A 20,525-nucleotide genomic window follows, 5' to 3' on the forward strand; every position below is an offset into this window, starting at 1 on the left:
GGGTTTTTGCTATCTGCACTAAATGAGATGAATGACTGTCCACTCCGCTTTCTATAAAAGAACGCGGCTTATCGGTCAGCTTCAACTTTTTACACAACCCCGCTTCGGCGGGGTTTTTGCTGTCTGCGCTAAACGAGATGAATGACTGTCCACTCCGCTTTCTATAAAAGAACGCGGCTTATCGGCCAGCTTCAACTTTTTACACAACCCCGCTTCGGCGGGGTTTTTCTTTTATCGGCCTTAGAAATTGCAAGCAAGGGCCACCCGATGCATCGCTCACACGACATCAATTATCATATTTGCGACATTAAGCACATTTCACTGCTTTCACCCCTTCAGTCTCTTTTTCACATCTGCTGGCGATCGTAATTACAAAATTTCACGCTAAAGAATCCTGATTCTGCAGTATTGTTAAGTTGTTATGAATGTTGCTTTTATGATCGTGAATGTTTTCTTATTTGATATATGTATATTGAATTCAAAAACATTTAGCTCATGAATGTGTGATGCATTCCACTGTTTCCCGAAAGTCAGCAATATCACCCCAGACAAATTTGATAAATTGAAAGAATGTTTTAAACAAATTACGGTTATTTATTAATCTTTAATTGCCTGAAAGATAGTCTTTATCGATTTTTTTAGCGCCGAAAAATTTACCTGTGTTATCGCCATAAAATAAATTTATTACTGCTCTTTTTGTTGATCAATATCAGCGTTATGGCGTATTTATTTTAATGTAACTCATTGATAATAAAGTGTTTTAATGGATTATTGTTATGCTGATTAAGGGTGTGAAAAAGCAAATTGTGAGTAACAGCACATACCCCCGTCAGCCATATTGAGTAGAATCCACCCCGTCATAGGGAAATAAGCGCAGAATATTATGAACACTATTATTCTACCGAAAACACAGCACCTCGTGGTATTTCAGGAAGTCATTAAAAGTGGCTCCATTGGTTCTGCTGCAAGACAACTGGGCCTGACGCAACCTGCCGTCAGCAAAATTATCAGCGATATCGAATCTTACTTTGGCGTTGAAGTCATGGTGCGCAAAAACACCGGCGTTAAACTGACTGCGGCAGGCCAGGTATTACTCTCGTACTCTGAGTCGATCACCCGTGAGATGAAAAACATGGTGAGCGAGATTAACAGCCTCAGTTTCAGTACCGTCATGGATGTCTCCTTTGGTTACCCGTCGCTCATTGGCTTCACCTTCCTGTCCGAAATGATCAAAAAATTCAAGGAAGTGTTCCCGAAAGCGCGTGTCTCGATGTACGAAGCTCAGCTGTCCTCTTTCCTGCCGGCCATTCGCGACGGTCGGCTGGATTTTGCCATCGGCACCTTAAGTGATGAAATGCTGCTGCAGGATCTTCATGTCGAGCCGCTGTTTGAGTCTGAGTTTGTCCTGGTAGCCAACAAATCACGAACGTGCACCGGCTCGACTACACTGGCATCACTCACGGATGAACAGTGGGTGATGCCGCAAACCGATATGGGCTACTACAAAGAACTTCTGACCACCCTGCAAGACAATCACATCAGCATTGAAAACATCGTCCAGACCGATTCCGTCGTGACCATTTACAACCTTGTCCTGAATGCCGATTACCTGACGGTTATTCCCCGCGACATGATTGCGCCATTCGGTTCCGACCAGTTTATTGTACTGCCGGTGGAAGATGAATTACCCATAGCGCGTTATGCCGCCGTGTGGTCAAAAAATTACAGAATTAAGAAATCGGCGTCAGTATTAGTCGAACTGGCAAAACAATACGCGTCACTGACCAGTGAAAGACGACGATGATTAAATAACCCTCTGATAACACGTTAACCTTTTTAAAAACACCCAGAGCTTATTTTATCCGTGCTCTGATACCCTGACTTTGCCTGAAGAAAATGAATTATTATAACGAGGATATTATGCATATTACCTACGATCTCCCGGTGACCATTGAAGATATTCAGGACGCCAGAAAACGACTGGCAGGCAAAATATATAAAACCGGCATGCCGCGCTCAAATTATCTCAGCGAACGCTGTAAAGGTGAGATATTCCTGAAGTTTGAAAATATGCAGCGTACTGGCTCCTTCAAGATCCGCGGTGCGTTTAATAAATTAAGTTCGCTGACCGAAGCTGAAAAACGTAAAGGCGTGGTCGCCTGTTCTGCAGGCAACCACGCGCAGGGCGTGTCGCTCTCCTGTGCAATGCTCGGTATCGACGGCAAAGTGGTCATGCCGATGGGCGCGCCGAAATCTAAAGTCGCCGCCACCCGTGACTACTCGGCTGAAGTGGTGCTGCACGGCGAAAACTTCAACGACACCATCGCCAAAGTCAGCGAAATCGTGGAGCTGGAAGGGCGCATTTTTATCCCACCGTATGACGATCCGAAAGTGATTGCCGGCCAGGGCACCATTGGTCTGGAAATTCTCGAAGATTTGTATGATGTGGATAACGTGATTGTACCCATCGGCGGTGGCGGTTTAATTGCCGGGATTGCAACGGCCATTAAATCCATCAACCCGACCATTAATATTATCGGCGTGCAGTCTGAAAACGTACATGGAATGGCCGCATCGTATCAGGCAGGAGAAATCATTAACCACCGCGTTACCGGTACACTAGCCGACGGATGTGATGTGTCTCGCCCGGGTAAATTAACCTTCGAGATTGTTCGTGAATTAGTCGATGACATTGTGCTGGTCAGCGAAGACGAAATTCGTAACAGCATGATTGCCCTCATTCAGCGAAATAAAGTGGTTACAGAAGGTGCTGGCGCACTGGCCTGTGCGGCGTTATTAAGCGGCAAGCTTGATCACTATATTCAGGGTCGTAAAACCGTCTGCATTATTTCCGGCGGCAATATCGATCTCTCCCGCGTATCCCAAATTACCGGCTTCGTTGACGCATAAAGGATGACCTATGAGCAACACAGAAAGCATTATCGTTGGCCAGACAAAAACGTCCTCCTGGCGTAAGTCTGATACCACCTGGACGCTTGGCCTGTTTGGAACCGCCATTGGCGCAGGTGTGCTGTTCTTCCCGATTCGCGCAGGCTTCGGCGGCTTGATTCCTATCCTGCTGATGCTGGTTCTCGCTTTCCCGATTGCGTTTTATTGCCACCGGGCGCTGGCGCGCCTGTGTCTGTCCGGCAGTAACGTATCTGGCAACATCACCGAAACGGTGGAAGAGCATTTTGGTAAGACCGGTGGGGTGGTGATCACGTTCCTCTACTTCTTCGCCATTTGCCCGCTGCTGTGGATTTACGGCGTCACCATTACGAACACCTTTATGACCTTCTGGGAAAACCAGCTCCAGCTGCCCGCGCTTAACCGCGGCGTGGTGGCGCTGTTCCTGCTGCTGCTGATGGCCTTTGTTATCTGGTTTGGTAAAGACCTGATGGTGAAGGTGATGAGCTTCCTGGTGTTCCCGTTTATCGCCAGCCTGGTGCTGATTTCCCTGTCGCTGATCCCTTACTGGAACTCGTCGGTGATTGACCAGGTCAATCTGAGCGATATTGCGTTTACCGGGCATGACGGCATTCTGGTGACGGTCTGGCTGGGGATCTCCATCATGGTCTTCTCCTTCAACTTCTCGCCCATCGTCTCCTCGTTTGTGGTCTCTAAACGTGAAGAGTACGAACCCGAGTTCGGTAAAGCGTTTACCGAGCAGAAATGTTCCAAAATCATCGGTCGCGCCAGCTTGCTGATGGTTGCGGTGGTGATGTTCTTCGCCTTTAGCTGCCTGTTCACGCTCTCGCCGCAGAACATGGCCGATGCCAAAGCGCAGAATATTCCCGTGCTCTCTTACCTGGCGAACCACTTTGCGACCATGTCAGGCACTAAATCAACGTTTGCCACGGTGCTGGAATACGGTGCCTCCATCATTGCGCTGGTCGCTATCTTCAAATCCTTCTTCGGCCACTATCTGGGCACGCTGGAAGGGCTGAACGGCCTGATCCTGAAGTTCGGTTATAAAGGCGATAAGAAGAAAGTCTCCGTGGGCAAACTGAACACCATCAGCATGGTGTTCATCATGGGGTCGACCTGGGTCGTTGCCTATGCTAACCCGAACATTCTCGACCTTATCGAAGCCATGGGGGCGCCAATCATCGCCTCTCTGCTGTGTCTGTTGCCGATGTATGCCATTCGTAAAGCGCCGGCAATGGCGAAATATAAGGGCAGACCCGAGAACATCTTCGTCACGGTTGTGGGCCTGCTGACCATCCTGAACATCGTCTACAAACTGTTCTAAACCCTGGCTCAGGAAGAGCGGAGTAACACCATGATTGAGTTTCCGGTTGTATTGGTTATTAACTGCGGATCGTCCTCTGTTAAGTTTTCAGTACTCGATGCCAGCAGCTGTGATGCCCTGATGACGGGCATTGCAGACGGGATTAACACTGAAAAAGCCTTTATTTCCGTGAACGGGGGTGAGCCAGCCAGACTGGCTCACCATGACTACGAAGGGGCGCTGGCAGCCATCGCCCTGGAGCTGGAGAAGCGTGACCTGATGAGCAGCGTGGCCCTGATTGGCCATCGTATTGCGCACGGCGGCGACCTCTTCAGCGAGTCGACCCTTATCACGGAACAGGTTATTGAGCAGATCCGCCAGGTTTCCTCGCTGGCGCCGCTGCATAACTACGCCAACTTAAGCGGCGTCGAGGCAGCCGAACGCCTGTTTCCGGGCATACAGCAGGTGGCGGTGTTTGACACCAGCTTCCACCAGACGCTGGCCCCGCAGGCCTATCTGTACGGGCTGCCGTATCGCTATTTTGAAGAGCTTGGCGTGCGGCGCTATGGCTTCCACGGTACGTCCCACCGCTACGTTGCCGGGCAGGCGCATGCCTTGCTCGGGATTTCGCCTGAGGACAGCGGGCTGGTGATTGCCCATCTCGGCAACGGGGCATCCATCTGCGCGGTACGCAATGGTGAGAGCGTGGATACCTCCATGGGCATGACGCCGCTGGAAGGTCTGATCATGGGGACCCGCTGTGGCGACGTTGATTTCGGCGCCATGGCCTGGATAGCCCAACAGACCGGACAGTCATTTGAGGATCTGGAACGCGTCGTCAATAAAGAGTCCGGCCTGCTGGGGATCTCGGGAATATCCTCCGATGTGCGAGCCCTCGAAAAGGCCTGGCATGAGGGACATCAGCGGGCACAGCTGGCGATCCAGACCTTTGTTCACCGTATCGCACGGCATATTGCCGGGCACGCGGCGTCGTTACACCGCCTGGACGGTGTGGTGTTCACCGGCGGGATTGGTGAGAACTCCAGACTGATCCGCACGCTGGTGGCGGAACATCTGGCCGTCTTTGGCATCACCCTCGATGAAGCCAAAAACGCCCTGCCGGGTAGCGCAGGTGAGCGCGTGATCACCACCGATTCGTCCCGCGTGGTCTGCGCGGTGATCCCAACCAACGAAGAAAAAATGATCGCGCTGGATGCCCTCCGTCTTGGGAAGGTCACTCCGGCTGCGGCTTATGCCTGACAGAGCGAGAAATTCATGAAAGTAGCAATCGATACGCGCGTTGCCCCTTACAGCGACGCATGGGCCGGGTTTCGCGGTGAAGAATGGAAAGACACCGTCAACGTGCGCGATTTTATTCAGCATAACTATACCCCTTATGAAGGCGACGAAACTTTCCTCGCGCAGGCGACGCCAGCAACGACGGCGCTCTGGGAGAAGGTAATGGTGGGTATTCGTCAGGAAAATGCCACCCATGCGCCGGTGGATTTTGACACCAACATTGCCACCACCATCACGGCCCACGGACCGGGCTATATTGACCAGCAGCTGGAGACGATCGTCGGCCTGCAAACCGATAAGCCGCTCAAACGCGCGCTGCATCCGTACGGCGGGATCAATATGATCCGCAGTTCATTCGAAGCCTATGGCCGTGAGATGGATCCGCAGTTCGTATATCTCTTTACCGAACTGCGCAAAACCCATAATCAGGGTGTCTTTGACGTTTACTCCCCCGAGATGATGCGCTGTCGTAAATCAGGCGTGCTGACCGGGCTACCGGACGGCTACGGACGCGGGCGCATCATCGGCGATTACCGCCGCGTGGCGCTGTACGGCATCCGCTATCTGGTGCACGAGCGTGAGCGCCAGTTCGCGGATCTGCAGGGCAAACTCGAACGGGGTGAAGATCTGGAGGCGACGATCCGCCTGCGTGAAGAGCTGGCGGAACACAAACGCGCACTGCTGCAGATCCAGCAGATGGCAGCGAACTATGGCTTCGATATTTCTCGCCCGGCGATGAATGCGCAGGAAGCGGTACAGTGGGTTTACTTTGCCTATCTGGCCGCGGTGAAATCCCAGAACGGCGGGGCGATGTCGCTGGGTCGCACGGCCTCGTTCCTGGATATTTATATCGAACGCGATATGCAGGCGGGTCGCCTGAGTGAGATCCAGGCGCAGGAACTGATCGATCATTTCATCATGAAGATCCGCATGGTGCGCTTCCTGCGTACTCCGGAGTTCGACACGCTCTTCTCCGGCGATCCTGTCTGGGCCACCGAAGTGATTGGCGGAATGGGGCTGGATGGCCGCACGCTGGTCACCAAAAACAGCTTCCGTTACCTGCATACCCTGCACACGATGGGACCTGCACCGGAGCCAAACCTGACGATCCTGTGGTCCGAACAACTGCCCGTCGCATTCAAGAAGTACGCTGCACAGATGTCGATCGACACCTCGTCTCTGCAGTATGAGAACGACGACCTGATGCGCGTGGATTTCAACAGCGACGACTACGCCATTGCCTGCTGCGTCAGCCCGATGGTGATCGGCAAGCAAATGCAGTTCTTTGGCGCCCGCGCTAACCTGGCGAAAACGCTGCTGTATGCGATCAACGGCGGGGTGGATGAGAAGCTGAAGATCCAGGTCGGGCCGAAAACCGCGCCGCTGCTGGATGAGGTGCTGGATTACGACACCGTGATGGCGAGTCTGGATCACTTTATGGACTGGCTGGCGGTGCAGTACATTAGCGCGCTGAATCTCATTCATTACATGCACGATAAGTACAGCTACGAAGCCTCACTGATGGCGCTGCACGATCGGGACGTTTACCGCACCATGGCCTGCGGTATCGCCGGGCTGTCGGTGGCGGCGGACTCGCTGTCCGCCATCAAATACGCCACGGTAAAACCCGTACGCGACCATACCGGCCTGGCGGTCGATTTTGTGATTGAAGGGGACTACCCGCAGTACGGTAACAATGATGACCGCGTGGACAGCATTGCCTGTGACCTGGTGGAACGCTTTATGAAGAAAATTCAGGCGCTGCCGACCTACCGCAACGCGGTGCCGACCCAGTCGATCCTGACCATTACGTCGAATGTGGTCTACGGCCAGAAAACCGGCAATACGCCGGACGGACGCCGCGGCGGTACGCCATTCGCACCGGGCGCGAACCCGATGCACGGACGAGACAGGAAAGGGGCGGTGGCCTCGTTAACCTCCGTCGCTAAGCTGCCGTTTACCTATGCGAAAGACGGGATCTCTTACACCTTCTCCATCGTGCCTCAGGCGCTGGGCAAGGATGAGAGAGTGCGCAAAACCAACCTTGTCGGGCTGCTGGACGGGTATTTCCACCACGAAGCGGCCATCGAGGGGGGACAGCACCTCAACGTTAACGTCATGAACCGGGAGATGCTGATGGAGGCGATTGAGCACCCGGAGAACTATCCCAACCTGACCATTCGCGTCTCAGGGTATGCGGTGCGCTTTAATGCGCTGACGCGCGAGCAGCAGCAGGACGTGATCTCAAGGACGTTTACCCAGGCACTGTGATCGTCGTCTGAAACAGGCCCCCTTTGGTTAAGGGGGCTTTTTTGTCCGCGGAACATACAAAAATGTTTATATAATTACTCACACATCTTCATCCGCTTCTGAAAAACAATGCGCCTGCTTTTTCCCTGAAACAGTATGTAAGGACAGTAAGATGATGAAAATGACCCGTATCACCCTGGTTGCTGCCTCGCTGGTGGCGTGCAGTTTTGCCGCACAGGCCGCTGACGTTGAAGCTGCCCCCTCTCCGGCGCAGGATCCGCTGGTGCAACACCTCAAGCTGAGCAACGATCAGATTAAGAAGATCGACGCGCTGCATCAGACGCTGGAACAAAATGTCAGCAAGATCCCGATGACCGGCGTGAAAGACGGTGCGCTGATCGAGATGTTCCAGACCGGGAAATGGGATGAAAGCACGGTGAAAAACCAGCTTGCCGCATTCAGCAAAATTGAAGAGCAGACCCGCTATTACCGCGTCAAATACTACTTTGATGTCAGCCAGGTTCTGACAGCGGAGCAGCGTAAACAGGTGAAAACCGATATGGCGAACGCGCTGGCTAACTGATGACACACCCGCGCATGTCGCGGGTTTTTTATTTCTTGATCGGCGTCACTTTTAGAAAATCACCTCCATTATTCCTCATCTAAGAGTATTTTTTTCTCTCGCTTGCGAAAAGCCTTATAAATATTGTGACTTTTTTCTCCCGCTCTCCACGTATGATTTGTCCATTCCAATAACACACACCTGCAGCAGTCTGGCTCATTATCGCTGGTGGTCAGAATCCCATAAAAACAACTGGTTACCCTACAAAATAAGCGAGTGCCTTATGGATACGGCAACAAACAGCAGTGTGATTGTGAACGATTCACCCGCGGCAAAGCGGGCAGGGATGAGTGAAAGCGAGTGGCAGGAGGCCATTAAATTCGACAGCACCGATACGGGCTGGGTCATCATGAGTATCGGAATGGCCATCGGCGCGGGGATTGTTTTTCTCCCGGTACAGGTGGGGCTGATGGGACTGTGGGTGTTTCTGCTTTCGTCAGTGATTGGCTATCCGGCCATGTACCTGTTTCAGCGGCTGTTTATTAACACGCTGGCAGAATCGCCGGAGTGCAAAGATTATCCAAGCGTCATCAGCGGCTACCTCGGTAAGAACTGGGGCATCTTATTAGGTGCGCTCTATTTCGTGATGCTGGTTATCTGGATGTTCGTCTACTCCACCGCCATCACCAACGACAGCGCTTCCTATTTACACACCTTCGGCGTGACGGAGGGGCTGCTCTCTGAAAATCCGTTCTACGGTCTGTTCCTGATCTGCATCCTGGTGGCGATCTCCTCCCGTGGCGAGAAACTGCTGTTTAAAGTCTCCAGCCTGATGGTGCTGACCAAGTTATTTGTGGTGGCGGCGCTCGGGTTGTCGATGATTGGCCTCTGGCATTTAGCCAACGTGGGCATGCTGCCACCCGTGGGGCTACTCATTAAAAACGCGATTATCACGTTGCCGTTTACCTTAACGTCGATTCTGTTTATTCAGACATTAAGCCCGATGGTGATCTCCTATCGTTCACGCGAAAAATCGGTTGAAGTGGCGCGCCATAAAGCGCTGCGGGCGATGAACATCGCCTTCGCGATCCTCTTCGTGACGGTCTTTTTCTATGCGGTCTCGTTCACCCTGGCAATGGGGCATGATGAGGCGGTCAAAGCCTACGAACAGAATATTTCCGCACTGGCAATTGCCGCGCAGTTTATCAGTGGCGACGGTGCCGGCTGGGTCAAAATTGTCAGCGTTATCCTGAATATTTTTGCCGTCATGACCGCGTTCTTCGGCGTGTACCTGGGCTTTCGTGAAGCGACGCAGGGCATTGTGATGAATATTCTGCGCCGCAAAATGCCGGCAGAGAAAATCAACGAAAACACCGTACAGCGCGGCATCATGCTGTTTGCCATTCTGCTGGCATGGAGCGCGATTGTGTTAAACGCGCCGGTACTGAGCTTCACCTCTATTTGCAGCCCCATCTTCGGCATGGTGGGGTGTTTGATTCCGGCGTGGCTGGTCTACAAAGTGCCGGCGTTGCACAAATATAAAGGCGTGTCGCTGGTGATCATTATCATCACCGGTCTGCTGCTGTGTGTTTCTCCTTTCCTCGCGTTTTCTTAAGGGCAAACAAGGTCGTAACGATGTCAGAGCAAACTCAATCTTTATGGAATCAATTTATTCGGGCGGTGCAGGAGGAAGTTAAACCTGCACTGGGGTGTACCGAGCCGATCTCTCTGGCGCTGGCTTGTGCGATGGCTGCGGAGCTTCTGCAGGGTGACGTCACACAGATTGAGGCGTGGGTTTCACCGAATCTGATGAAAAATGGCCTTGGTGTGACGGTACCTGGCACCGGGATGGTCGGGTTGCCGATTGCGGCGGCACTGGGGGCCATTGGCGGCAACGCGCACGCCGGGCTGGAGGTACTGAAAGATGCCACTGCCGATGCGCTGGTGCGTGCCAAAGCGCTGCTGGACGCTGACCAAGTGCAGGTCAAGCTGCAGGAGCCGTGCGATGACATCCTCTACTCCCGCGCCTGCGTTCACGCCGGACAGGCCTCGGCGATGGTGACCATCGCCGGTGGGCATACGCGGGTGGTGGAGATTGTCTGTCAGGGCGAAACCCGCTTTACGCTTGATTCTCAACCCGATGAGAGGAACGACGATCCGCTGGCGGTACTTTCAAACGCCACGCTATCGCAGATCCTTGAGTTTGTGGAGCAGGTGCCGTTTGACGCGATCCGCTTTATCCTGGCTGCCGGACAATTAAATGATGCGCTCTCCCGTGAAGGTTTAAGCGGAAAATGGGGGCTGCACATTGGCGCGACGCTCAATAAGCAGCGCGCTCGCGGATGGATAGCGCAGGACCTGGGCTCGGATATTGTCATTCGCACCAGCGCGGCCTCGGACGCCCGAATGGGCGGGGCGACGCTGCCGGCGATGAGCAATTCCGGATCGGGCAACCAGGGGATCACGGCCACCATGCCGGTTGTGGTGGTGGCGGAACATGTCCAGGCGGATGATGAACGTCTTGCCCGGGCGCTGATGCTTTCACACCTTTCGGCTATTTATATCCACGCCCAGCTTCCGCGCCTGTCGGCGCTGTGTGCGGCTACCACGGCGGCGATGGGGGCGGCGGCAGGCATGGCCTGGCTGATGGGCGGAAGCTATCAGACGCTCTCAATGGCAATCAGCAGCATGATTGGCGATGTCAGCGGGATGATCTGCGATGGCGCGTCCAACAGTTGTGCCATGAAGGTCTCAACCAGCGTCGGCAGTGCCTGGAAAGCGGTGATGATGGCGCTGGATGATTCTGCGGTAACGGGCAATGAAGGGATTGTGGCGCACGATGTGGAGCAGTCGATCGCGAACCTGTGTTCGCTGGCGTGCCGCGCCATGCAGGCGACGGACCGGCAGATTATTGAGATTATGGCACGTAAAGTGTAACGGTTTCCTCTCTCCCCGCCGGGGAGAGAGGATTATCGGGTGTTAAACCGGTAAATCAATTAACAGCGCGCGCAGCGGCGAATCAGCAACCAGCGTGATATTCGCTTCGTCGCGAATAAACGCCCCGTCACCGCAGGTGAGCGCTTCTTTCTCTTCCGTATGCGTCACCGCATGCACCGTACCGTGAATCGATTGCAGATAGGCGCGCGGACCATGAAGCTGGAAGCTCGCCTGTTCCCCTTTCTTCAGTTCGATATGGTGCAACCACACCTGCTGGCGCAACTGCAGGCTGCCTTGACTGCCGTCCGGGGAGGCTATCAGCTGCTGCCTGTCGCCCGTCAAATCTAACTTCTGTACCAGCGGGTTTTCCCGCTCAGGGCAGGCATCCAGCCACAGCTGCATACGGGTCAGCGTTTTATCTTTGCTGAGGTTATGCTCGCTGTAACTGATGCCCGGCTGCGTGGAGATTAATAATGCTTCGCCGGCCTTCGCCTGGACATGATTGCCCTCGCTGTCGCGGTATTCTGCTTCGCCTTCCAGGATCAGGTTCAGGATATCGACTTTCGGGTACGTACGCGGCTGGAAGGACGCGCCTGGGGCGAGCACTTCCTGATTCAATACGCGCAATGAAGCGTAACCGAGCAGTTTAGGGTCAAAGTAGTGTCCAAAGGAAAAGGTGTAGCGGGCCTGCAGCCAACCGAAATCGGCTTGTCCGCACTGTTTAGCTGTTCTTGTCGTAATCATAAACTTGACCTCTCTTTACACTAAACAATGGTAAAGGTATGGACGCTTCATTGTTAGCCAGATATTCTGCCCGGTATGTTCAAATTTCCTGAATGAGAACGAGATGGCTAAAGAGAGAGCATTGACGCTTGAGGCGCTTCGCGTCATGGACGCAATTGACCGGCGTGGCAGTTTTGCCGCGGCGGCAGATGAACTGGGGCGCGTTCCGTCTGCGCTCAGCTATACCATGCAGAAGCTGGAGGAAGAGCTGGACGTGGTGCTCTTTGACCGCTCCGGTCATCGAACAAAATTCACTAACGTCGGACGGATGCTGCTGGAGCGTGGTCGCGTCCTGCTGGAAGCGGCGGACAAGCTGACGACGGACGCCGAAGCGCTGGCGCGCGGCTGGGAAACTCATCTGACGCTGGTGACGGAAGCGCTGGTGCCCACCGAGGCGCTGTTCCCGCTGGTGAACCGGCTGGCCGATAAAGCAAATACCCAGTTATCGATCATCACCGAGGTGCTGGCCGGGGCCTGGGAGCGACTGGAGACGGGCAGGGCGGATATCGTCATTGCCCCGGATATGCACTTCCGTTCCTCATCTGAAATCAATTCCCGCAAGCTCTACAGCGTGATGAACGTCTATGTCGCCGCACCCGATCACCCGATTCACCAGGAGCCGGAGCCGCTCTCGGAAGTGACGCGGGTGAAATACCGCGGGGTCGCGGTCGCAGATACCGCCCGCGAGCGTCCGGTGTTAACGGTGCAGTTGCTGGATAAACAACCGCGTCTGACCGTCACGTCGCTTGAAGACAAACGCCAGGCGTTGCTGGCAGGCCTGGGTGTGGCAACGATGCCGTATCCGTTTGTCGAAAAAGATATTGCAGAAGGGCGGCTACGCGTGGTCAGCCCGGAGTACACCAGCGAAGTGGACATCATTATGGCGTGGCGGCGCGACAGCATGGGTGAGGCCAAATCGTGGTGCCTGCGCGAAATACCCAAGCTCTTTGCCCATCACAACAAATAAAAAATCGAGCCCGGTACGCGAAACGCCACCGGGCTTTGTTTTATGCGTTGAGTTTTGGATCGGGCCCGAAGCGGTTTTCGCCCGGCGTGCCGGCCTGGCAGTTGAAGACCAGAATGACCAGCCAGCCCACAATCGGGATCAGCAGCAGCAGTAACCACCAGGCTGAACGATCGGTATCGTGTAGCCGTCGGAACAGTACGGCCCATGAGGGAAGCAGGACCAGCAGGCCGTAAATCGTGGTGAGAACACCTTCACCGCCGGCTCGTTCCCAGCCGAGAATTTTATCGATAATGCCCAGCACCATGATGAGGATGAAGTTCACCAGAACGAACATCCAGTACTCTTTACGGCGAGCGCGGCCACCAAATCCAATGTAGTTGCGCAGTACTTTTAAATACCAGTCCATTTTCCTTGCCTCATTAGTCAGTCAATCACTTGTTTTTTAAGCGATCGAGGTAAGGATAGATGGAGATTGTGAATTAAAAAAGGGCATCAATTGATGCCCTTGATATTTATCCGAAACGCACGTCGCGACCGTGCGGTTCATCCAGGTCCTGCCACGGACCCACCGAGATAATACCCGTCGGGTTGATGGTCTTATGGCTGCGAAAATAGTGGGTGCGGATATGGTTGAAATCGACCGTTTCAGCAATGCCCGGCATCTGATAAATATCGCGCAGGAAACCGTACAGGTTCAGGTAATCGCTGATGCGGTGTTTATCACACTTGAAGTGGGTGACATACACAGGATCAAAGCGAACCAGCGTTGTCCACAGACGAATGTCTGCTTCCGTCAGGCGGTCACCCGTCAGGTAGCGATGCTGGCCGAGGATCTGCTCAAGACGCTCCAGCGATTCAAATACTTTTCCCACTGCGTCGTCATACGCTTCCTGGCTGGTGGCAAAGCCGGCCTTGTAGACACCGTTATTCACGTTGTCGTAAATCCAGCTGTTCAGCTCATCAATCTTATCGCGCAGCTCAACCGGATAGTAATCCCCGGCGCGGGCCCCGTGGGCATCAAACGCGGTGTTGAACATGCGGATGATCTCTGCGGACTCATTGCTGACAATGGTCTGGTTTTTCTTGTCCCACAGCACGGGTACGGTCACGCGTCCGGTGTAGTGCGGATCGGCGCGCAGATAGAGCTGATAGAGAAAATCGTGGTGGTAGAGGTCATCACCGGTGGCGGCCGGGAAATCACTGTCAAACGTCCAGCCGTTTTCCAGCATCAGGGGGTTGACCACCGAAACCGGAATTAAGGATTCGAGTCCTTTCAGCTTGCGCACAATCAGCGTGCGGTGCGCCCACGGGCAGGCCAGAGAAACATAGAGATGATAACGGTCTTTCTCAGCCGCAAAGCCGCCTTCGCCGCTTGGGCCCGGTGCGCCATCGGCGGTTAGCCAGTTACGGAAGGCCGAAACAGAGCGCTTGAAGCGTCCCCCGGTGGATTTGGTGTCATACCAGACATCCTGCCAGACGCCGTCTACGAGTTGTCCCATTTTTTACTCCTCCGTCAATAAGCAAAAGCGAGGAGATATCTCCTCGCTTTGTGTTCATTCAGTATAGCGTGCTTACCACTTCTTATTCAGAACGCGGTCGATGCTGTATGCGCCTGGGCCAGTGATGGCCAGCAGCAGGAAGCCACCCGCGATGGTCAGGTTTTTCATGAACATCAGAGAGTTCACGCCTTCCGCAAAGTTGCTGTGGAAGATGAACGCCGTCAGCAGGGTGAAGCCTGCGGTAAACAGTGCCGTGGTGCGGGTCAGGAAGCCGAACAGTACCGCCAGGCCGCCGCCGAACTCAAGGAGAATAGTCAGTGGCAGCAGGAACCCGGGAACACCCATGGCTTCCATGTATTGCTGCGTGCCCGCATAACCGGTGATTTTGCCCCAGCCTGCGGTGATAAACAGAACCGGCATCAGAATACGCGCTACCAGAACACCAACATCTTCTAATTTTTTCATTTTACTCTCCAGGAAACCACATCAGCGGCTGAACTTTATTTGTGTGCAAATTCGGGTAGATACCGCGTCTTTGCTGTCGATGGAGAGGAGTGTAAACGGGGCAGATGGGAATTGTTAGCAAGGAAAACTGTCAATCTTCTTCAAAGATATTGAGTAACGGGGAAGGGGGAAAGTGTGCCGGGTAAGCGAAACGCTACCCGGCATAAGAACTAACGCAGCTGTTGTTGACGAATCGTCGCTTTCACCAGACGCCAGGCGCTCCAGGCACCAAAGCCGCGGCGGGCCCAGCGGATCAGCATATTTGGATGACGAACCGTCCAGATAGCCATCACGCTGCTTCCGACCAGCGCCCATGAGCGCAGGCTCAGGAAGGTATTCCAGCCCCGGTCAAAACGACGCGTCGCGTCAACCCAGTCGCGACGACTGGCAGACAAATCCAGCCGTTGCTGCTGGATCTGACTGAGCAGGAATGCTTTTCGCTTCTGACGTTCGGCTTTATCGCTCACGGCTTGTCATCCTCCAGCAGGGCGCGATCGTTGGCCAGTTCCTGGCGCGTATGGCGCAGGAAAGTGGATTTGCGTGCTTTACGCATCGTCCATATGCCGCCAATCAATGCCGCAACCAGCAGAACAACGGTGGTGGCAATCATCGCGTTGAGTCGATATTGCGGGTCAATGGCCCAGATGATTAACACCATCAGGCTCATCAGACCAAACGCGGCGAAGAGCATGGTAAGCCCGAGCATCAGCAGCATCTGGAAAAGGTTCGCTTTCTCCTCTTCCAGTTCAACCACTGCCAGTCGGACGCGCGTTTCGGCAATCCCGACCAGCGTCGTCAGAATACGCTGGCCGATGCCGAGGACGTTGTTAGCAGGCCCTTGTGCGTGACGAGGATCTTCCATATTAACGACGCGTCAGCAGGACACCCAGTACCACACCTACCGCGGCACCAATCCCTACACCCGTCCACGGATTATCGCGAACATATTCGTCCGCGCGAGCTGCCGCTTCGCGGGTCTGTTTCGCCAGTGCATCACCGGTTTCACCCAGGCGATAACGGCTCTCTTTCAGCGCCTGCTCAGCTTTGCTGCGCAGTTTGCTGACCTCTTCTTTTGACTTATCTGCAGAGGAGTTCAGCACCTCTTCCAGGGTATCGGCCAGGGATTTCAGTTCAGCGCGCAGATTTTCAGACGTCGTATCTTTTGACATGATTCTCTCCTGTTGAGATTTCCGTTAACTCAATAATCGCGAGCTTCCAGCGCTTTCAGGTCGTCCTGCGCTTCTTTCAACTTCTTCTCGCGCTTAGCAATTTTTTCCGCATCCCCTTTCTCTTTCGCTTCCTGCAGGTCGTGACGGCGCTCGGCTATCTCGTCCTTCTGTTCAGCGATTTTTTTCTGGTGATCGGCACGTAGCTTGCTGTCAGAACAGTTCGCTTTCACTTCGCTCAGCGCTTTTTTGAGACCCTCAACACGATGCTGATTGTTATGCTTTTCGGCATAACTGATCTCACGCTGAATATCCTGTTCTTTCTCCTGACAGAGAGAGTTGGCGAAGGACGCTGTGCTTAAAGAAAAAAGGGCCAGAGCCAGAGTAATGCGGAATTTCATTATCGAAACCTTCCATTGTGTTGCGGCGTGAGCCGCTATCCAGAGTCAAGCGGAGTACATTCATGGGGTGCTCCGCGTACTTAAGCATAGTAAGTAAACGGGGGATTCACCAAAGTGAGTGAAAAGATTCGGAATCCTGGTAATTATCCAAATCTATGCGACGAATCGCGAATCAGTGACAGCCAGGCTGCAGGCTGGTTGTCATCTTCCTGCTGGGCAATGATATAACCGTGCGGCAGCGTACGGTCGAGCACCACTTTCGCGGCGGCACTCTGCGCACGGGAATCAAACTTAATCAGTAAAACATCGTCCTGCGGGGTGATGCTCTTAAAGCGGATGCCGTTGGCATCAAGATGATGCCACACCGAAAAACCGTCAGGCACGCTGACACCCTGACTCACCGGGCGAATGGCCAGTGTCGATTCCTGATGCGAAAGCGTCGTCCAGGCCAGGAACATGAGGCTGAGCAAGCCCAGGGCAATCATGGCCACGGCAAAACGGCGCACGGCAAGCGGTGAGATAACCATCGTTAACCTCTGGCCCCGTATTTCTTCTTCCACAGCACCACCAGCGAACCGACCAGACCAAAGACCAGCAGAACCACCGGTAACAGCATCAGGCAGGACATGAGCTGATCTTCATATTTCATGAAGACCGGCGTTTTGCCCAGCGCATAGCCCAGCGTGGTCAGGATCAGAACCCACAGCAGGCCACTCATCCAGTTGAAGAACTGGAAGCGGGTGCTGCTTAACCCGGAAAGACCCGCAATGGTAGGCAGCAGGGTGCGTACAAAGGCGATGAAGCGGCCAATCAGGAGCGCGGAAAGCCCGTGCTTATGGAAAAGATGGTGCGCCCGCTGGTGATAATGCGCAGGAAGGTGGGAGAGCCAGTTCTGCACCAGACGCGTATTGCCCAGCCATCGTCCCTGGATATAGCTCACCCAGCAGCCAAGGCTGGCGGCGATGGTCAGTAATAAAATGGTTTGCGGAAAGGCCATTGCCCCTTTGGCACACAGCACGCCGACGAGCACCAGTAAGCTGTCGCCAGGTAAAAAGGCGGCAGGCAGTAAACCGTTCTCAAGGAACAGAATCATAAATAAGACGAAGTAGAGCATGCCAATCATGGAAGGGTTGGCCAGCGTTTCAAAATCCTGCGCCCAGAGGGCATGCAGTAGTTGGGTCAAAAGTTCCATTCAGTGTTCCTGGAAATCGGTTAACGTCACGCCTGTTATCCGGGACAAACAGCACGGCGACATTGTTGTGATTTCATTATGGTCGCTCGCGGACACATTGAGGTGTGGCCAACACTGTTCCCTGTTAATTGGCTGGTTAGCAAGCACTAACTTACAAAATAACGAATTGAATCCAATTGTAACAAAGCCCAAGGTTCTGCGTCACAGAATTTGCAGGGGTGTGATGATTTTGGCGTAAGCCATGGAGGGGAGCGAGGGGATTTACAAAGGCTGACACTATATATGTTTTGCTTACCCACCTCTGCCAGAAGGCGCAGCGAAGCGCCTGCCAGCGAAAAGGTAAACTATTTTGCCGCACTGGCTGCCGTATCGAGATGAACGACAGGATTATCGGCAAAAAGATAGCGGTCAGCGTTAAATTCGAAGTCATCGCTGGTTTCATTGAACAGCATCTGCTTGGTGTTTTCCAGGTGCTGCCACATGGCCAGTTTTGCCGCATGGGGATCTTTGCGAATCAGCGCTTTAAGGATCTGATCGTGATCGTCGCACCAGTTATCCACGGTGCGGGAATCGATGTGATCGTGCAGTTTTTTCCAGTACGGGTTGTGAACGCGCTGAGTCCACATTTTTTCCACGATTGCCGCCAGCGCCGTGTTTTGCGTTGCCAGCGCGACCTGAACGTGGAACTGCAGGTCCCACTCTGAATCACGGAAACATTTTTCCTTGCGCGCGTTTTCCTGGATTTCCATCAGCTTCATGATGTCCTGCTTGGTCACCTGAGTCGCTGCAAATTCCGCAATATTGCTTTCGATAAGCTGGCGCGCCTGGAGCAGTTCAAACGGACCGTAGCTGGCGAATTCGAGACTTTCGTCGGCGACCGGGGAGTGTTTCGGCTGATTAGAAATCACGTGAATGCCGGAGCCTTTGCGAACTTCAACGTAGCCTTCCACTTCCAGCATGATAATCGCTTCACGCACCACGGTGCGGCTTACGCTTTTTTCATCAGCGATAAAGCGCTCAGCGGGGAGTTTATCACCGACAAGGTAGACACCTTGCTCGATGCGATCTTTCAGCTCGGCAGCAAGTTGTTGATATAAACGACGTGGTTCGGTGATTTCCATATGCGCTCCAGGCAGGGTACGGCGGATTATTTGTTATACCACTTTTGCGTGCCAGTCTCCAGATTTTGCCATGAAAAAAGCCGCCCGGAGGCGGCTTCTGTGACATCAGGAGGGGCGCTAACTTTGCGTTGCCGGTCCCCCCAGGGACTCTTTTAGCACCTCTTCTGCCGACTTACTTTTCAGCACCGTCCAGATAACCACTGCACCCATCAGGTCGAAGATAGCCAGTACGGCAAACAGCGGGCTGAAGCCGATGGTGTCCGCCAGCGCACCCACCACCAGAGCAAACAGGGTGCTCGCCGTCCAGGCAGCCATACCGGTCAGGCCGTTAGCGGTAGCCACTTCGTTACGCCCGAAGACGTCAGAAGAGAGTGTAATCAGCGCGCCGGACAGTGACTGGTGAGCAAAACCACCGACGCACAGCAGGGCGATTGCCACATACGGGCTGGTGAAAAGGCCGATCATGCCCGGGCCAATCATCAGCACTGCGCCCATCGTCACGACCATTTTACGGGAAACGATCAGGTTCACGCCAAACCAGCGCTGGAACAGCGGTGGCAGATAACCGCCAACGATACAGCCCAGATCGGCAAACAGCATTGGCATCCACGCGAACATCGCAATCTCTTTCAGGTTAAAGCCGTAGACCTTAAACATGAACAGCGGGATCCAGGCGTTGAAGGTCCCCCAGGCGGGTTCGGCGAGGAAGCGCGGCAGGGCGATACCCCAGAACTGACGGGTACCCAGAATCTGCCAGACCGTCATTTTTTTGCCGTTGTTGGTCTGATGCTGAGCTTCCTGACCCCCAATGATGTATTCGCGTTCGTCTTCAGACAGTTTTTTCTGATCGCGCGGGTGTTTATAGAAAATCAGCCACGCCATGGCCCACGCAAAGCTCAGTACACCAGAGATAATGAACGCCATCTGCCAGCTGTGCATCACGATTGCCCACACCACCAGCGGTGGTGCAATCATCGCACCGATGGAAGAACCGACGTTGAAATAGCCGACGGCAATAGAACGCTCTTTCGCCGGGAACCACTCAGAGCTGGCTTTCAGCCCGGCCGGGATCATTGCCGCTTCCGCCGCCCCTACCGCACCACGTGCCAGCGCCAGACCACCCCAGCTACCCGCCAGCGCCGTGGCGCCGCAGAAAATAGCCCAGGCGATGGCGAAGAAGGCGTAGCCGATTTTGGTCCCGAGAATATCCAGAACATAACCTGCAACAGGCTGCATGATGGTGTAAGCCGCGGAATAAGCAGCAATGATGTAGGAATATTGCTGAGTGGAGATATGCAGCTCTTCCATCAACGTCGGGGCTGCGGCTGCCACGGTGTTACGTGTCAGGTAGCCCAGCACGGTGCCTAACGTCACCAGTGCGATCATATACCAACGTAACCCTTTAATTTTACGCATCTAAAACCTCATCGTTATGTTAATTCCGTGCCTTGCACGGCAACCTCTCGACCGTGTCCGGGAGCGGTTGTGTAACGGGAGGGGCTTAACCGGGAGATGTCCCGGAACGGCCCGAACCTTGCCATAAGTAAGCGTTCATAAGTCGGTATCCGTACCGTTAAAACCGATGTTTTCACACCGGGAATGCATTCCGTCGG

21 protein-coding genes are annotated in these 20,525 nt (G+C 54.0%); 9 read left to right on the top strand and 12 right to left on the bottom strand.

Annotated features, from left to right (window positions below; genetic code table 11):
* The first annotated feature begins 883 nt into the window (after positions 1–883).
* From tdcA to QRN24_RS09605, 8 genes are all read left to right on the top strand, one after another.
* Complete coding sequence (gene tdcA, locus QRN24_RS09570; RefSeq protein ID WP_014171743.1) at positions 884–1,804, top strand: transcriptional regulator TdcA; 921 nt, start codon at positions 884–886, stop codon at positions 1,802–1,804.
* 116 nt (positions 1,805–1,920) lie between these two features.
* A complete protein-coding gene (gene tdcB / locus QRN24_RS09575; RefSeq protein ID WP_020883567.1) occupies positions 1,921–2,910 on the top strand; it encodes a bifunctional threonine ammonia-lyase/L-serine ammonia-lyase TdcB in 990 nt (329 codons plus the stop codon).
* Positions 2,911–2,920: 10 nt separating this feature from the next.
* On the top strand, positions 2,921–4,252 hold the full coding sequence (gene tdcC / locus QRN24_RS09580; RefSeq protein ID WP_014171741.1) for a threonine/serine transporter TdcC: 1,332 nt from the start codon (positions 2,921–2,923) through the stop codon (positions 4,250–4,252).
* A gap of 30 nt (positions 4,253–4,282) precedes the next feature.
* The gene (gene tdcD, locus QRN24_RS09585; RefSeq protein ID WP_284942661.1) at positions 4,283–5,491 is read left to right on the top strand and encodes a propionate kinase; all 1,209 of its coding nucleotides are present in this window, start codon (positions 4,283–4,285) and stop codon (positions 5,489–5,491) included.
* A 15-nt stretch (positions 5,492–5,506) separates the two neighbouring features.
* Positions 5,507–7,801, top strand: a complete 2,295-nt coding sequence (pflB, locus tag QRN24_RS09590) for a formate C-acetyltransferase (protein WP_284942662.1) — start codon at positions 5,507–5,509, stop codon at positions 7,799–7,801.
* 151 nt (positions 7,802–7,952) lie between these two features.
* A complete protein-coding gene (locus tag QRN24_RS09595) occupies positions 7,953–8,363 on the top strand; it encodes a Spy/CpxP family protein refolding chaperone (protein ID WP_014171738.1) in 411 nt (136 codons plus the stop codon).
* Between the two features lie 262 nt (positions 8,364–8,625).
* Entirely contained in the window at positions 8,626–9,957 is a 1,332-nt protein-coding gene (locus tag QRN24_RS09600) for an SLC5/6 family protein (protein ID WP_025202948.1), read from the top strand.
* Between the two features lie 20 nt (positions 9,958–9,977).
* A complete protein-coding gene (locus QRN24_RS09605) occupies positions 9,978–11,279 on the top strand; it encodes an L-cysteine desulfidase family protein (protein WP_182268768.1) in 1,302 nt (433 codons plus the stop codon).
* Between the two features lie 42 nt (positions 11,280–11,321).
* Here the strand turns inward: QRN24_RS09605 and QRN24_RS09610 are convergent, their stop codons facing one another.
* A complete protein-coding gene (locus QRN24_RS09610) occupies positions 11,322–12,023 on the bottom strand; it encodes a pirin family protein (RefSeq protein WP_014171735.1) in 702 nt (233 codons plus the stop codon).
* 103 nt (positions 12,024–12,126) lie between these two features.
* Between QRN24_RS09610 and QRN24_RS09615 the strand changes: the two genes are divergently transcribed.
* Positions 12,127–13,029, top strand: coding sequence for a LysR family transcriptional regulator (locus QRN24_RS09615; RefSeq protein ID WP_014171734.1), 903 nt, complete (start codon positions 12,127–12,129; stop codon positions 13,027–13,029).
* 40 nt (positions 13,030–13,069) lie between these two features.
* On the opposite strand, the gene QRN24_RS09620 is transcribed toward QRN24_RS09615, so the two are convergent.
* From QRN24_RS09620 to QRN24_RS09670, 11 genes are all read right to left on the bottom strand, one after another.
* A complete protein-coding gene (locus QRN24_RS09620) occupies positions 13,070–13,435 on the bottom strand; it encodes a DUF805 domain-containing protein (protein WP_014171733.1) in 366 nt (121 codons plus the stop codon).
* A gap of 106 nt (positions 13,436–13,541) precedes the next feature.
* Positions 13,542–14,528 (bottom strand): glutathione S-transferase family protein, encoded by a 987-nt coding sequence (locus QRN24_RS09625; protein ID WP_020883573.1) that lies wholly within the window; start codon positions 14,526–14,528, stop codon positions 13,542–13,544.
* Between the two features lie 72 nt (positions 14,529–14,600).
* Positions 14,601–14,993, bottom strand: coding sequence for a DoxX family protein (locus tag QRN24_RS09630; protein WP_006178691.1), 393 nt, complete (start codon positions 14,991–14,993; stop codon positions 14,601–14,603).
* A 209-nt stretch (positions 14,994–15,202) separates the two neighbouring features.
* Complete coding sequence (locus QRN24_RS09635; RefSeq protein WP_020883574.1) at positions 15,203–15,499, bottom strand: YqjK-like family protein; 297 nt, start codon at positions 15,497–15,499, stop codon at positions 15,203–15,205.
* On the bottom strand, positions 15,496–15,894 hold the full coding sequence (locus QRN24_RS09640) for a phage holin family protein (RefSeq protein ID WP_013098867.1): 399 nt from the start codon (positions 15,892–15,894) through the stop codon (positions 15,496–15,498). Before QRN24_RS09640 ends, QRN24_RS09635 begins: the two co-directional genes overlap by 4 nt.
* A gap of 1 nt (position 15,895) precedes the next feature.
* Positions 15,896–16,201, bottom strand: a complete 306-nt coding sequence (locus QRN24_RS09645) for an ElaB/YgaM/YqjD family protein (RefSeq protein ID WP_003862645.1) — start codon at positions 16,199–16,201, stop codon at positions 15,896–15,898.
* Between the two features lie 29 nt (positions 16,202–16,230).
* Positions 16,231–16,599 carry a DUF1090 domain-containing protein gene (locus QRN24_RS09650; RefSeq protein ID WP_014171729.1) on the bottom strand — a complete coding sequence of 123 codons (369 nt, stop codon included), beginning with the start codon at positions 16,597–16,599 and terminating at the stop codon, positions 16,231–16,233.
* A 143-nt stretch (positions 16,600–16,742) separates the two neighbouring features.
* Positions 16,743–17,126 carry an EnvZ/OmpR regulon moderator MzrA gene (mzrA, locus tag QRN24_RS09655; protein WP_020883575.1) on the bottom strand — a complete coding sequence of 128 codons (384 nt, stop codon included), beginning with the start codon at positions 17,124–17,126 and terminating at the stop codon, positions 16,743–16,745.
* A 2-nt stretch (positions 17,127–17,128) separates the two neighbouring features.
* Positions 17,129–17,791: a DedA family general envelope maintenance protein YqjA gene (yqjA, locus tag QRN24_RS09660; protein ID WP_014171727.1), complete on the bottom strand. Its 663-nt coding sequence runs from the start codon at positions 17,789–17,791 to the stop codon at positions 17,129–17,131.
* Positions 17,792–18,135: 344 nt separating this feature from the next.
* A complete protein-coding gene (gene exuR / locus QRN24_RS09665) occupies positions 18,136–18,912 on the bottom strand; it encodes a transcriptional regulator ExuR (RefSeq protein ID WP_014171726.1) in 777 nt (258 codons plus the stop codon).
* Between the two features lie 117 nt (positions 18,913–19,029).
* Complete coding sequence (locus tag QRN24_RS09670) at positions 19,030–20,328, bottom strand: MFS transporter (RefSeq protein WP_014171725.1); 1,299 nt, start codon at positions 20,326–20,328, stop codon at positions 19,030–19,032.
* Between the last annotated feature and the right edge of the window lie 197 nt (positions 20,329–20,525).

It is taken from the genome of Enterobacter sp. MEB024 (assembly GCF_030209635.1).
GTDB lineage: Bacteria > Pseudomonadota > Gammaproteobacteria > Enterobacterales > Enterobacteriaceae > Enterobacter > Enterobacter ludwigii.

Excerpts from the sequence above, each read along its gene's own strand:
- exuR (WP_014171726.1), bottom strand. The coding sequence starts at position 18,912 with ATGGAAATCACCGAACCACGTCGTTTATATCAACAACTTGCTGCCGAG.
- QRN24_RS09620 (WP_014171733.1), bottom strand. The coding sequence starts at position 13,435 with ATGGACTGGTATTTAAAAGTACTGCGCAACTACATTGGATTTGGTGGC.
- mzrA (WP_020883575.1), bottom strand. The coding sequence starts at position 17,126 with ATGGTTATCTCACCGCTTGCCGTGCGCCGTTTTGCCGTGGCCATGATT.
- QRN24_RS09625 (WP_020883573.1), bottom strand. The coding sequence starts at position 14,528 with ATGGGACAACTCGTAGACGGCGTCTGGCAGGATGTCTGGTATGACACC.
- QRN24_RS09640 (WP_013098867.1), bottom strand. The coding sequence starts at position 15,894 with ATGGAAGATCCTCGTCACGCACAAGGGCCTGCTAACAACGTCCTCGGC.
- pflB (WP_284942662.1), top strand. The coding sequence starts at position 5,507 with ATGAAAGTAGCAATCGATACGCGCGTTGCCCCTTACAGCGACGCATGG.
- QRN24_RS09605 (WP_182268768.1), top strand. The coding sequence starts at position 9,978 with ATGTCAGAGCAAACTCAATCTTTATGGAATCAATTTATTCGGGCGGTG.
- yqjA (WP_014171727.1), bottom strand. The coding sequence starts at position 17,791 with ATGGAACTTTTGACCCAACTACTGCATGCCCTCTGGGCGCAGGATTTT.
- QRN24_RS09610 (WP_014171735.1), bottom strand. The coding sequence starts at position 12,023 with ATGATTACGACAAGAACAGCTAAACAGTGCGGACAAGCCGATTTCGGT.
- QRN24_RS09630 (WP_006178691.1), bottom strand. The coding sequence starts at position 14,993 with ATGAAAAAATTAGAAGATGTTGGTGTTCTGGTAGCGCGTATTCTGATG.
- tdcB (WP_020883567.1), top strand. The coding sequence starts at position 1,921 with ATGCATATTACCTACGATCTCCCGGTGACCATTGAAGATATTCAGGAC.
- tdcC (WP_014171741.1), top strand. The coding sequence starts at position 2,921 with ATGAGCAACACAGAAAGCATTATCGTTGGCCAGACAAAAACGTCCTCC.
- QRN24_RS09615 (WP_014171734.1), top strand. The coding sequence starts at position 12,127 with ATGGCTAAAGAGAGAGCATTGACGCTTGAGGCGCTTCGCGTCATGGAC.
- QRN24_RS09595 (WP_014171738.1), top strand. The coding sequence starts at position 7,953 with ATGATGAAAATGACCCGTATCACCCTGGTTGCTGCCTCGCTGGTGGCG.
- tdcD (WP_284942661.1), top strand. The coding sequence starts at position 4,283 with ATGATTGAGTTTCCGGTTGTATTGGTTATTAACTGCGGATCGTCCTCT.
- QRN24_RS09600 (WP_025202948.1), top strand. The coding sequence starts at position 8,626 with ATGGATACGGCAACAAACAGCAGTGTGATTGTGAACGATTCACCCGCG.
- QRN24_RS09645 (WP_003862645.1), bottom strand. The coding sequence starts at position 16,201 with ATGTCAAAAGATACGACGTCTGAAAATCTGCGCGCTGAACTGAAATCC.
- tdcA (WP_014171743.1), top strand. The coding sequence starts at position 884 with ATGAACACTATTATTCTACCGAAAACACAGCACCTCGTGGTATTTCAG.
- QRN24_RS09670 (WP_014171725.1), bottom strand. The coding sequence starts at position 20,328 with ATGCGTAAAATTAAAGGGTTACGTTGGTATATGATCGCACTGGTGACG.
- QRN24_RS09650 (WP_014171729.1), bottom strand. The coding sequence starts at position 16,599 with ATGAAATTCCGCATTACTCTGGCTCTGGCCCTTTTTTCTTTAAGCACA.